Consider the following 12,614-nt stretch of genomic DNA (forward strand, 5'->3'; position numbering starts at 1 on the left):
GCGTCAGGCCGTCACGCGGGAGCGCGCCACGCCGTGAGTCCCGCGAAGGCCTGCACCACGCCGTCGTAGACCGGCCGTTTGAACGGCACGATCAGGTCCGGCAGCCCGGCGATGGGCTCCCAGCGCCAGGCGTCGAACTCGGACTTGAAGGCACCGTTTCCGGGTGTCGCGACGTCGATCTCGTCATCGGAACCGAGGAAGCCGAAGGCGAACCATTTCTGGGTCTGGCCGCGGTAGCGTCCCTTCCAGACCTGCTTCAGCACCTCCGGCGGCAGGTCGTAGGAAAGCCAACCCGCGGTCTCACCGAGGCGGACCACCGAGCCGGCCGCGACGTTTGTCTCCTCGTAGAGCTCGCGCAGGGCGGCCGCCGCCGGGTCCTCGCCCTCGTCGATCCCGCCCTGAGGCATCTGCCAGGCCCGTCCGTCCGCCACGTGCTCCGGCCCGGCATCGGCACGCCGCCGGCCGATGAAGACGAGACCGGCGCGCGAGATCAGCGTGATGCCGACGCAGGGACGGTACGGGAGGTCGGCGCCGCCGGCGATCGGGGATGCGGTCATGGGCGCGACCATAGGCAGGCGCAGCAGGTGCCGCAACGCACGAAACGGAGGCTGAGCGCAATTCCAGGTCGGGCCGTCGGCGCGAACGCTTCAGGGTTTGGCGCTGGTGAGCCGGGTATTCGGACCGCCGCCCCGCAGGGCGACGCTGACGGGGACGAACCGAATGCCGCGCGCCTCCGCCTCGGCGGCCCAGCGGGCGATCCGTTCGATGCTCATCGGCAGGGCGGACGCTGAGGCGAAGGCGAAGCCTTTCTGCCGGGCCTGGGCTTCGAGCCGGGCGAGTTCCCGGTCGATGGCCTCGGGACGCGGCAGGGCGTCGAGCACGATCTCGGCGCGGGCGACGGGTACCTTCACCTTGGCGGCCAGTGAGGCGGCGAGAGAGCGCGGCGAGGTACCGTCGTCGACGAATCCGAGGCCGCGAGCGCCGATCTCGCGCAGGACCGGCTCCAGGGCGGCCGGGTCGCTGGTGAGCTTCGCGCCCATGTAATTGACGATACCGACGAAGCCGGAGAACCGGCTCATGACCCAGCTCAGCCGATCGAGATTTTCCGGGGGGCGCGAACTCGTGAGAAGCGTTTGGGGACCGGGATCGCTGTCGGGATAGTCGAAGGGCTCCATCGGCGCCTGCAGCAGGGCTTCGTGCCCGGCTTCGCGGGCGCGCGCCACGGTCCGCTCGAGGTCACTGCCGTAGGGTGCGAAGCCGAGGCTGATTGCGGGCGGCAGCCGGGTGATGGCGCTGGCCGTGGCTGCCTGCCCAATCCCCAGGCCGGACACCAGGATGGCGACCCGGGGACCGGGGCCGCCGGTATCCGGCCGCGCGTAGACGTCGAGGGCGCGCAGGCGCCCGTCCCCAAGGCGCGGAAGAGTGCCGTGGCGCCCGCGCTCGGAGAGGCGTGGATCCGGGGCGACGCTCAGCTTCACCGGCGCCGCCGACGGGACCTGGATCACCACCGCGTCGGTAGGCGCCGCCGTGCCGGTCGGGCGCACCACGGTCACGCCCGAGGCGTTCTCGACGTCGCTTGCACTGCTCGGACCGGATTTCGGCGCCTCGGGCCGGGCGGCTGCCTGCACCACCGGCTCCGGAACCGCCTGTTCGCGAAGCGCGATGACCGCCACCGCGCTCGGTTCGCCCCCTTCGGGATCGCCGGCTACCACGAGGATGCTGGCTCCGAGGACGAGACCCGCGAGGAGTCCGCCGAACACCATCGGCGGGCTCACGCGCACCTGTCGCAGCGACCGCAGGCGCTGGCCGGCGGTCGGCTTGCCGCCGAGCGGACGGGTCAGGATGTCGTCGGTGGCCACGCGCAGCCGCTTCCCCAGGCTCCTGGACCGACGATCGTCGGGGTCGTGGCCGAAACGGCGACGGCCCCCAGCGTCGGTCCTGAACCGACATTGGGGGCCGTCATGGTTAACGCTTCGCTAAGGCGAGGCGGACCCGGCTAGTTCGGGACGGCTGCCTTCGGCGTATTGGCAGCCCCCTTCTGGATGCCGCGCAGGAAATCGAAGGCTGCGATGAGCTGCTTGTCCTTGGCCGGGTCCGGCGGGACGTAGGCAGACGAACCGCCGCGCTCTTCGACGTCCTTCTGCTTGAGGTGACCCTTCAGGCCGGCCTCGCCCTTGGTCTCGTCCTTGCCCTTCAGCTCGTCCGGCACTTCCTGCAGTACCTCCTGGTCCGGCTCGATGCCCTTGGCCTGGATCGAGCGGCCCGACGGCGTGTAGTAGCGCGCCGTGGTCAGGCGCAGGGCACCGCTGCCGCCCAGCGGGATGATCGACTGCACGGAGCCCTTGCCGAACGAGCGCGTGCCCAGCACCGTGGCGCGCTTGTGGTCCTGCAGGGCACCGGCCACGATCTCGGAAGCCGAAGCGGACCCGCCGTTCACCAGAACGACGATGGGCTTGCCCTTGGTCAGGTCGCCGGACTTGGCCGAGAAGCGCTGGGTCTCGTCCGGGTTGCGGCCGCGAGTGGAGACGATCTCACCCCGGTCGAGGAAGGCGTCCGACACCATCACGGCTTGATCGAGGAGACCGCCGGGATTGTTGCGCAGGTCGAGCACGTAGCCCTTGAGCTTGTCGGCGCCGATATCGGTGTTCAACTTGTCGATCGCCGCACGCAGGCCGTCGAAGGTCTGCTCGTTGAACTGGGTCAGGCGGATGTAGCCGACGTCGCCACCCTCGGCGCGGGAGCGCACCGGCTTGATCTTGATCACGTCGCGGTTGAGCGTGACCTCGATCGGGTCCTTCGACTCCTTGCGGCTGATCTTCAGCTTCACCGGCGAGTTCACCGGGCCGCGCATCTTGTCGACAGCCTGGTTCAGGGTCAGGCCCTGGACCTGATCCTCGTCGATCTGCGTGATGACGTCGTTGGTGAGGATGCCGGCCTTCGAGGCCGGGGTGTCGTCGATCGGGGTCACGACCTTGATCAGGCCGTCCTCCATCGTGACCTCGATGCCGAGGCCGCCGAACTCGCCGCGGGTCTGCACCTGCATGTCGCGAAAGCTCTTGGAATCCATGTAGCTCGAATGCGGGTCGAGGGAGGTCAGCATGCCGTTGACGGCCGCCTCGATCAGCTTCGCCTCGTCGGGCTTCTCGACGTAATCGGTGCGCACCTTCTCGAACACGTCGCCGAACAGGCTGAGCTGGCGGTAGGTTTCGGCGGAGGCCGCGACCGCGCTCGTCCCGGAGAGCAGGCGGGTCTGGGTCGCCACCATGGAGGACCCGACGCCGATGAACGCGCCGAGCAGAACGAGGGAAACCTTGCGCATTATCCGCGAACCTTCTCGCTGGGGCTTTTCGCCCACCAAGGCTCCGGGTCGATGGAGCCGCCGTCTTTTCTGAACTCTACGTACAGGACCGGATCGCCGCGATCACCGGCTGCCGCATCGGCACCGGTCCCGCTCTCCCCCATCGCCGCCACCGGCTCGCCCGCGAGCACGAACTGGCCGACCTCGACGTTGATCTGGTCCATCCCCGCCAGCAAGAGATAGTAGCCATCGCCGGCGTTGATGATCAAGAGACGCCCGTATGAGCGAAACTGCCCGGCGAAGGACACCCAGCCATCGGCCGGTGATGAAACCACGGCTTTCGGCCGGGTCGCGAGCGATATGCCGCGGGTCGTGCCGCCATTGCCGTCGGGCTGATTGAAGCTGCGCAGGAGCGCACCGCTGACCGGACGCGGCAGGTCGCCACGGGTATCGACGAAGCGCACCTTCGGCGCCAGCCGGGCCGGATCCCGAGCGCCGGCGGCGGCGAAGCGCTCCTGCGTCGCGCGGGCCTCGCGGGTCTCGGCCGCCCGGGCCTCCTCCGCCGCGCGGCGGGCGGAAGCGACCTCCCCCTCCATCCGGTCGAGGAGGTCCTTGAGGCTGCGCGCCTGGACCGACAGTTCGGCGGTTCGAGTCCGCTCCGCGGCGAGTCCGCTCTCGATCTCGGCCTGGCGGGTGCGCCGCGCCGCGATCAGGGCGTTCAGCCGCTGCTGCTCGCGGGCCCAATTGGCGAGATCGTTCGTCAAACCTTCGCGATCGGAAGCGATGAGGCCCTTCAGCCGCACGAGTTCGGTGAGGTCACCCGCCAGGGTCTCGGCCTCTCCACGCAGTTCGGGCACGACGGCGCCGAGGAGCATCGAGGTCCGGATCACCGCGAGCACGTCCTCCGGCCGCACCAGCACGGCCGGTGGCGGCCGCCGCCCCATCCGCTGCAGGGCCGCCAAGATCTCAGCGATGACGCCGCGCCGGGAGTCCAGCGACCGCCGCAGGGCCGCCTCACTGGCGCCCAGCGTCTTCAAGCGCTCCTCCAGGCGGCTCATCCGCACTTCGGTGGCCTGAGCCTGACGCGCGGCGTCGACGAGCGCGATGTTCAGCTTGGCCCGGTCGCCGCCGATGCTGGCGATCTCCGCCTCGTACTTGGCGCGAGCCCCGGTGCTGGCGGCCAGCGCCTCCTCGATGCGCCGGAGGTTCTCGGCCCGGCGGGTCTTCTCCTCGAGCGCCCTCTGGACCGCCTCCGGCGTCGCTGGCTCCTCTGCGCGGAGTGCGGCAGGCAGGGCGAGGAGCGGCGTGGCAAGGAACGCGAGCGCCAGCAGGCCGCCCCTCATGCCGTCTCGCCTGCGTCGCGTGGCCGGATTCATCGATCGTCGAGATTTCCGCGGTGGTACGGGTGGCCGGCAAGGATCGTCAGCGTGCGATACACCTGCTCCAGGGCGAGGACGCGCACAAGCCCGTGCGGCAAGGTGGCGGCACCGAAGGACAGGGCGAGTTCAGCCCGGTTCCGTACGCCAGGATCGAGTCCGTCCGCGCCTCCGATGGCGAGGACGAGAATCGAGCGGCCGGCATCGCGCCAGCCGCCGACGCGCATCGCGATGGTCTCGCTGGTGAGGTCGGAGCGCCCGCGCTCGTCATAGACCGCGAGCACCGCGCCAGTGGCCGCATGGGCGAGGATTGCGAGCCCCTCTTCGGCGGCGCGATCCTGGGCACGACGCGCCCGACTCTCTGGGATTTCGGCGATGTCGCAAGCGGTGAAGCCGAGACCCCGTCCGACTTGCGCGGCCCGCTCGCGGTAACGGGCGGCGAGATCGCGCGCGGGTCCGGCTTTCAGGCGACCGACCGCCGCCACGAGGAGGCGCACGGAGCGGCGCCGGCGCTCACTCGGCCAGGGCGGAAAGGGGACGGTCGCTGGTGGGACGGTCGGCGCCCCACATCTTCTCGAGATTGTAGAAGCCGCGCACTTCCGGACGGAAGATGTGCAGAATGATGTCGCCAGCGTCGATCAGTACCCAGTCGCAGGCCGGAAGGCCCTCGACGCGCGCGGTGCCGAGCCCCTTCGCCTTCATCTCCTGCAGGACCCGGTCGGCGATGGCGCCGACGTGGCGCTGGGAGCGACCGGACGTGATGATCATGGTGTCCGCCAGGGAGGTCCGGCCCATCAGATCGATCTCGATCGTCTCCTCGGCTTTCATGTCCTCGAGGCAGTCGAGAGCCAAGCTTCGGAGATCGTCGATCTTCCGGTCGGTGGAATCTTCGGAGCCTGAGGATCCGGTGTGGGCCGCGTCGTTCAGCGTCTGGGTTCCTGCAATCGCCATCGTCATCCCGTGATCGTACCCTGTATGCGGATAAAGTGGAACGTGGCTCTTGCCTTTTCCATGACCGGTCTACCCGCCGCTGTCCGTCCCGGCCCGCAGCGCCGTCGAAGAAAGGGTCGAGCGCGGCCCGTGCAGGAAGACCCAGGCAGGAGCCGGTCGGTCGATCAGCGTCGGCGCTTCCGCCTCCGGAATGCGCCAGCGCCCGAGCGCCCGGGCCGCCCGGGCGGCCGGCGCCGTCAGGGTAAAGCCCGGCCGATCGATGATCGCGATCGGCATCAGGCTCGCGATCTCAAAAAATCCCTGCCAGCGATGAAATGTCGCGAGGCTGTCGGCGCCCATGATCCAGACGAAGCGCACCGACGGGTTGCGGAGGTTGAGGAAGCGCAGGGTCTGACGGGTGTAGCGCGCGCCGATCCGGGACTCGAAATCCGTCACCGCGATGCGCGGATGATGGGCGACGCGGTCCGCCCGCTGGACCCGCCGGTCGATGGCCGCCAGCTCGCCCGGGTCCTTCAATGGATTGCCCGGCGTCACCATCCACCAGACGCGGTCGAGGCGCAGTCGTTTGAGGGCGACGAGGCTGACGTGCCGATGCCCGAGATGGGCCGGGTTGAAGGAGCCGCCATAGAGGCCGATGCGCAGGCCCGGCGAGACGGGGGGCAGGTGCGCCGGCCCCGACGCGTCAAGGCGCATCGGGGTCCGGACGGATCGGGCAGCCCCGCATCAAGGACGCGTCTGCCCGTTTCCGTGGACGCGGTACTTGAAGGTGGTCAGCTGTTCGACGCCCACCGGCCCGCGCGCGTGCATCCGACCTGTGGCGATCCCGATCTCCGCCCCGAAGCCGAACTCGCCTCCGTCGGCGAACTGGGTCGAGGCGTTGTGGGTCACGATCGCCGAATCGACTTCGGCGAGGAAGCGGGTCGCCTCGGCCATGTCCTCCGTGATGATCGCGTCGGTGTGGTGCGAGCCGTTGGTCTCGATGTGCTCGATCGCGGCGTCGAGGCCGTCGATCACGCGCACCGCGATGATCGCGTCGAGGTACTCGGTACGCCAATCGGCTTCGGTGGCGGCAGTGACCCGGTCGTCGACGGCCCGGGTGGCAGCGTCGCCGCGCACGGCGCAGCCCGCCGCCAGCAGGGCGGAGACGAGGGGGGCCAGGTGGGTGTCGGCGCAGGCACGGTCGACCAGCAGGGTCTCGGCAGCGCCACAGATGCCGGTGCGTCGCATCTTGCTGTTCAGGACAACGGCGAGGGACATCTCGAGGTCGGCACCCGCCGCCACGTAGACGTGGCAGATGCCGTCGAGATGAGCGAAGACCGGCACGCGGGCTTCCGCCTGCACCCGCTCCACGAGGCCGCGCCCACCGCGAGGCACGATGACGTCGATGCCCCCGTCGAGGCCGGTCAGCATCGCGCCCACCGCTGCGCGGTCGCGGGTCGGCACGATCTGAATGGCGTCCGCGGGCAGGCCCGCCTCCTCCAGTCCGGCGCGCATGACGCGGGCGATGGCCATCGCGGAGCGGTGGCTGTCCGAGCCTGCCCGCAAGATCGCCGCGTTGCCGGCCTTGAGGCAGAGCGCGCCGGCATCGGCAGTGACGTTGGGCCGGCTCTCGAAGATCACGCCGATCACCCCCAGGGGCACGGCGATGCGCTCGATCAGCAGGCCATTTGGCCGCTCGAACGCCGCCACCTGCCGTCCGACGGGATCGGGCAGCGCGCCGATCTTGGCCACCGCGTCCGCTATGCCGTTGAGGCGGCCCGCATCGAGGGTGAGCCGATCGATGAGCGCCTGGGTCTGTCCGGCGGCGCGAGCCGCCTCGACGTCGCGGGCGTTCTCCGCCAGGATGATATCCCGCTCGGCGCGCAGGCGCTCGGAGATCAGGCGCAGGGCCGCGTCCTTGGTTTGAGCTGGGGCGAGGGCGATCTGGCGGGCGGCGGCACGGGCGCGCCGGCCGATGGCGTTCATCTCCTCGGAGAGATCGCCGGAGGGCGCAAAATCGGTTCGCAGGTTCAGAACGGGCACGGCCTTCATCCTCGCGACCGTCTCGGAAATGAGGCGCGGCCGCCATGTGTTCCCGCCCGTCATGCCACGCCGGATACGGTCGAAACAAGCATTCCCGCTGACAGATCAGCTATTCCCCCACCATGGCGAGGTCATCGCGATGCACCATCTCGGCGCGGCCGGGGTGCGTGAGAAGATCTGCGATCTCGCGGCTCGGCCGGCCGATGATGCGCAGGGCCTGGTCGCTGTCATAGGCCACCAGGCCCCGTCCAAGGATTCGCCCGGTCTCGTCGCGGATCACCACCGCGTCGCCCCGTCCGAACCCGCCCTGGACCTTGGTGACCCCAACCGGCAGCAGGCTCGCGCCGCCCTGGAGGGCGCGCGCCGCGCCGGCATCGACGGTGAGGATGCCGCGTGGCTCCAGGGATCCGGCGATCCAACTCTTTCGGGCGGTGACCGGGTTCGAGCCGGACAGGAACCAGCTGCAGCGCCCGCCCCGGAGGATGGTGCGCAGGGGATTCTTCTCGCGCCCGTCGGCGATGATCATGTGGGTACCGCCGCTCGCGGCGATCTTGGCCGCCTCGACCTTGGTGCGCATGCCTCCGCGCGAGAGTTCCGAGGCGGGGCCGCCGGCCATAGCCTCGATCTCGGGGGTGATCCGCTCGATCAGAGGGAGGTGGCGCGCGTCAGGGTCGGTGTGCGGCGGCGCAGTGTAGAGACCGTCGATGTCCGAGAACAGCACCAGCACGTCGGCGCCGATCATCGTCGCGACGCGGGCAGCGAGACGGTCGTTGTCGCCGTAGCGGATCTCACTGGTGGCGACCGTGTCGTTCTCGTTGACCACGGGCACGGCCCGCACCTCGAGGAGTTTCAGCACCGTGGCACGGGCATTGAGGTAGCGCCGGCGCTCCTCGGTGTCCTGGGGCGTCACCAGGATCTGGCCGGCCGCGATGCCGTGATGTCCCAAAGCCTCCGACCAGTGCCGCGCCAGGGCGATCTGCCCGACGGCCGCCGCCGCCTGGCTTTCCTCCAGGCGCAGGGTCCCGGGCGGGTAGCCGAGCACCGTGCGACCCAGTGCGATGGCGCCGGAGGAGACCACGAGCACGTCGGCCCCGCTGGCATGAAGGTCTGCGATGTCTTCGGCGAGCGCGCTCAGCCACGCATGGCGCAGGCGCCCGCGCATCCGGTCGACTAGGAGGGCCGAGCCGACCTTGATGACGATGCGACGGAAATCTTGGAGGTTGGGGATCTGGATGTCGGAGGTCATCGGCAGCGTCGGCGGGAGGACGATGGTCCGCTTGTGACGACCGGTCGCCCTTCGCACAAGGGCTTGGAGCCTCCCCTCAGGGTTGCCACGCCTCGGCCGGCCGCGCCTCGGCCTCGGCAAGTCTGGCCTCGTCCATCTCGCGGGCGAGGGCTCGCAAGGCATCCTGCACGCCGAGGCCGGTGGCCGACGACAGGACCAGGGGTTTCTTCTTCGAGGCGCGCTTCAGACGAGCGACCTGCTCCTTGAGCACGTCCGGATCGACCACGTCGGCCTTCGAGAGCGCAACGATTTCGGGCTTCTCGTCGAGGCCGTGGCCGTAGGCCTGGAGTTCGCGCCGGACGAGCTTGTAGGTCTGCCCGGCATGCTCGTTGGTGGCTTCCACGAGGTGCAGCAGCACCCGGCAGCGCTCCACGTGCGCCAGGAACTTGTCTCCGAGTCCGACCCCGTCATGGGCGCCCTCGATCAGGCCCGGGATGTCGGCGAGGACGAATTCGCGCTCGTCGGAGCGCACCACGCCCAGGCCCGGGTGCAGCGTCGTGAAGGGATAATCGGCGATCTTGGGCTTGGCCGCCGTCACGGTGGCGAGGAAAGTGGACTTGCCCGCATTGGGCAAGCCGACGAGGCCCGCATCGGCGATGAGCTTCAGGCGCAGCCAGACCCACTGCTCGTGGCCTTCCAGCCCGGGGTTGGCGTGCTTCGGAGCCCGGTTGGTCGAGGTGGTGAAGTAGGCGTTGCCGAAGCCGCCATTGCCGCCCTTGGCCAAGCGTACGCGCTGGCCGACATGGGTCATGTCGGCGATCAGGGTTTCGCCGTCCTCGGCCAGGATCTCGGTGCCGGCCGGTACCTTCAGTACCACGTCGGCGCCGTTGGCCCCGTGGCGGTTCGAGCCCATGCCGTGCTCGCCCTTCTTGGCCTTGAAGTGCTGCTGGTAGCGATAGTCGATCAGGGTGTTGAGGCCGTCGACGCACTCGACCCAGACGTCGCCGCCGCGCCCGCCATCGCCGCCGTTGGGGCCGCCGAACTCGATGAACTTTTCGCGGCGGAAGGCCACGCAGCCGGCGCCACCGTCGCCGGAGCGGACATAGACCTTGGCTTCGTCGAGAAATTTCACGGGCGGGCTCGGCTTCGTTCGGGCATCAGGATGTGAAGGCGTCGCCGAAACGACGACGGGGAAGACGGTTTCCCATCTTCCCCGGGATCATCTGGTGGTCGGGCCTGCCTGACGGGAGGCCCCGGGGAAGCGCCTTACTCGGCGGCTTCCTGCATCGGCACGACGGTGACGAAGGCGCGGCCGCGCTTCGTCTCGAACAGCACCCGGCCGGCGGCCTTGGCGAACAGGGTGTGGTCGGTGCCGATACCGACATTGGTGCCGGGGTGCCACTTGGTGCCGCGCTGGCGCACGATGATGTTGCCCGGAATGACGGCTTCCGAACCGAACTTCTTGACGCCGAGGCGCTGGCCGGCCGAATCGCGGCCGTTGCGGGACGAGCCGCCTGCTTTTTTATGGGCCATGGGGACTTACTCCGAATCTGGGATCTCAGGTCGAACCGTCAGGCGCTGATGCCGGTGATGCGAACCACCGTGTGGTGCTGACGGTGACCGCGCTTGCGGCGGGAGTTCTGACGGCGCCGCTTCTTGAAGGCGATGACCTTCGCGTCGCGACCGTGGCTGACGATCTCGCCGGTGACGCTGATGCCGGAGAGCAGCGGCGCGCCGACCTGGGTGGCGCCTTCGCCGTTCGTGAACAGGAGCACATCACCGAAGGTGACGGCCGAACCGGCCTCGCCCTCGAGGGTGGCGATCGTGATGGTGTCGTTGGCGGCAACGCGATACTGCTTGCCGCCCGTCTTGATGACTGCGAACATCATTCTCTCTTCGTGTTCTCTGCCGGCCTCCGGCGCACCTCGCGGCGAATCCTGGACCGTCTTCTTGTTCAGGTCATCCGCACCATCGGATCGAGCCGGGGGCGAACGCGAAACGCGCGGACTCCGTCGAGGAAGCCGCGCGAGAGGCGGTGGATAGGCGGTGACGGGGTAATTTGTCAATGCTGGCGCACCGCGTCGGTGCCCGACACCCTAGCGCTTCGTCAGCCCACCCAGCACGTTCCGCAAGATCGCGTTACCAACTTCGGTCCCGACCTTACGGGCCATGGAGCGAGCGGCGTTGCCGAGGACTTGCTCGGCGAGGCCCGGGGCCGGACGGCGGCCGCCCTTGCCCGTGGGCTTCGAGCCGAGGACGCCTCCGAGCCAACCGCCGAGCATGCCACCCAGCCCCCCCTCTGCAGGCTCGGCCCCGTCCGGGCCGGCGCCGTCGAGGCCCTTGCGGGCCGCGAGCATCTCGTAGGCGCTCTCGTTGTCGACCGACTGGTCGTACTTGCCCCGCACCGGGCTCTTCGCGATGAGGTCGGCGCGCTCGGCAGGCGTGATCGGGCCGACGCGGCCCTGGGGCGGGGCGATCAGGGCACGTTCCACGACCGAGGGCGTCCCCTTGGCCTCCAGGAAGCTCACCAGCGCCTCGCCGACGCCGAGCTCGGTGATCGCCCGGGCGACGTCGAAGCCGGGATTCTGGCGAAACGTCTCGGCCGCGGCCTTCACGGCGCGTTGATCACGCGGCGTGAAGGCGCGCAGCGCGTGCTGCACCCGGTTGCCGAGCTGGCCCAGGACGGATTCCGGCACATCGAGAGGATTTTGCGTGACGAAGTAGACGCCGACCCCCTTCGAGCGGATGAGGCGCACCACCTGCTCCACCGCATCGAGGAGGGCCTTCGGGGCGTCGTCGAACAGCAGATGCGCCTCGTCGAAGAAGAAGACGAGTTTGGGCTTGTCGAGGTCGCCGACCTCGGGCAGCTGCTCGAACAGCTCGGAGAGCATCCAGAGCAGAAACGAGGCGTAGAGACGGGGCCGCTGCATCAGCTTGTCGGCGGCCAGGATGTTGACGACGCCGCGCCCTTCGCGATCGACCCGCATGAAATCATTGAGATCGAGGGCCGGTTCGCCGAAGAAGCGGTCGGCGCCCTGATTCTCCAGCATCAGGAGCTGGCGCTGGATGGCGCCGACCGAAGCCGCCGAGACGTTGCCGTACTGGCCCGAGACCGCCTTCAAATTCTCGGTGAGATAGAGGAGCAGGGCGCGCAGGTCCTTGAGGTCGAGGACCGGCCACTTGTTGTCGTCGGCGACCCGGAAGGCGATGTTCAGCACGCCCTCCTGTGTATCGTTGAGCTCCAGCAGGCGCGCGAGCAACAGGGGTCCCATCTCGATGACGGTGCAGCGAATCGGGTGACCCTGGTCTCCGAACAGGTCCCAGAACACCGTCGGGAACCGGTCGGGCTCGTAGGGGATCCCCAGTTCCTCGGCGCGCTTGACGAAGGCCGGCTTCGACTCCCCGGCCGCCGCGAGGCCGGAGAGGTCTCCCTTGATGTCGGCGGCGAAGACGGGGACACCGGCGTTGGAGAAGCCCTCCGCCAGCACCTGCAGGGTCACCGTCTTGCCGGTGCCGGTGGCCCCCGCCACCAGACCGTGTCGGTTGGCGAGCCGGAGGGTGAGGCCCTCGGGCTTCAGGCTCCCGTCCTTCAGCGGCGCCTTGCCCACCAGGATCGTGCCGTCGTCCTGCATGACCGTCCGCTCCACTTCGCCGGCCTGGGCGCGGCGGCATCGACCTTGACGGTTATGGGCCGCGACCGCGGCATTTTCCAGCGCTTCGCGGGGCGGCCTTGATTTCGGGA

General features: G+C 69.4%; 13 protein-coding genes. All 13 read right to left on the bottom strand.

From position 1 onward, the window contains the following. Window positions 1-11: 11 nt before the first annotated feature. Window positions 12-569 carry an RNA pyrophosphohydrolase gene (locus ACLBWX_RS09520; RefSeq protein WP_447676827.1) on the bottom strand — a complete coding sequence of 186 codons (558 nt, stop codon included), beginning with the start codon at window positions 567-569 and terminating at the stop codon, window positions 12-14. Window positions 570-647: 78 nt separating this feature from the next. Beyond that, complete coding sequence (locus tag ACLBWX_RS09525) at window positions 648-1,865, bottom strand: divergent polysaccharide deacetylase family protein (RefSeq protein ID WP_447676931.1); 1,218 nt, start codon at window positions 1,863-1,865, stop codon at window positions 648-650. Between the two features lie 131 nt (window positions 1,866-1,996). Beyond that, window positions 1,997-3,319 carry a S41 family peptidase gene (locus tag ACLBWX_RS09530; protein ID WP_056466498.1) on the bottom strand — a complete coding sequence of 441 codons (1,323 nt, stop codon included), beginning with the start codon at window positions 3,317-3,319 and terminating at the stop codon, window positions 1,997-1,999. Continuing rightward, window positions 3,319-4,641, bottom strand: a complete 1,323-nt coding sequence (locus ACLBWX_RS09535) for a murein hydrolase activator EnvC family protein (protein WP_447676828.1) — start codon at window positions 4,639-4,641, stop codon at window positions 3,319-3,321. Before ACLBWX_RS09535 ends, ACLBWX_RS09530 begins: the two co-directional genes overlap by 1 nt. 29 nt (window positions 4,642-4,670) lie before the next feature. After that, complete coding sequence (gene rlmH, locus ACLBWX_RS09540; RefSeq protein WP_447676829.1) at window positions 4,671-5,171, bottom strand: 23S rRNA (pseudouridine(1915)-N(3))-methyltransferase RlmH; 501 nt, start codon at window positions 5,169-5,171, stop codon at window positions 4,671-4,673. 16 nt (window positions 5,172-5,187) lie between these two features. After that, window positions 5,188-5,631 (bottom strand): ribosome silencing factor, encoded by a 444-nt coding sequence (rsfS, locus tag ACLBWX_RS09545; RefSeq protein ID WP_447676830.1) that lies wholly within the window; start codon window positions 5,629-5,631, stop codon window positions 5,188-5,190. A 63-nt stretch (window positions 5,632-5,694) separates the two neighbouring features. Beyond that, a complete protein-coding gene (locus ACLBWX_RS09550) occupies window positions 5,695-6,318 on the bottom strand; it encodes a nicotinate-nucleotide adenylyltransferase (protein ID WP_447676831.1) in 624 nt (207 codons plus the stop codon). 30 nt (window positions 6,319-6,348) lie between these two features. Continuing rightward, complete coding sequence (locus ACLBWX_RS09555; protein WP_447676832.1) at window positions 6,349-7,647, bottom strand: glutamate-5-semialdehyde dehydrogenase; 1,299 nt, start codon at window positions 7,645-7,647, stop codon at window positions 6,349-6,351. 109 nt (window positions 7,648-7,756) lie between these two features. Continuing rightward, window positions 7,757-8,893, bottom strand: a complete 1,137-nt coding sequence (proB, locus tag ACLBWX_RS09560) for a glutamate 5-kinase (RefSeq protein ID WP_447676833.1) — start codon at window positions 8,891-8,893, stop codon at window positions 7,757-7,759. Window positions 8,894-8,969: 76 nt separating this feature from the next. Next, the gene (gene obgE / locus ACLBWX_RS09565) at window positions 8,970-10,004 is read right to left on the bottom strand and encodes a GTPase ObgE (protein ID WP_447676834.1); all 1,035 of its coding nucleotides are present in this window, start codon (window positions 10,002-10,004) and stop codon (window positions 8,970-8,972) included. A 134-nt stretch (window positions 10,005-10,138) separates the two neighbouring features. Then, on the bottom strand, window positions 10,139-10,405 hold the full coding sequence (rpmA, locus tag ACLBWX_RS09570; protein WP_056179428.1) for a 50S ribosomal protein L27: 267 nt from the start codon (window positions 10,403-10,405) through the stop codon (window positions 10,139-10,141). A gap of 38 nt (window positions 10,406-10,443) precedes the next feature. Continuing rightward, window positions 10,444-10,758 (bottom strand): 50S ribosomal protein L21, encoded by a 315-nt coding sequence (gene rplU, locus ACLBWX_RS09575; protein ID WP_055947814.1) that lies wholly within the window; start codon window positions 10,756-10,758, stop codon window positions 10,444-10,446. A 210-nt stretch (window positions 10,759-10,968) separates the two neighbouring features. Beyond that, the gene (locus ACLBWX_RS09580; RefSeq protein ID WP_447676835.1) at window positions 10,969-12,504 is read right to left on the bottom strand and encodes a helicase HerA-like domain-containing protein; all 1,536 of its coding nucleotides are present in this window, start codon (window positions 12,502-12,504) and stop codon (window positions 10,969-10,971) included. Window positions 12,505-12,614: the final 110 nt, after the last annotated feature.

The organism is Methylobacterium sp. M6A4_1b, assembly GCF_053345175.1.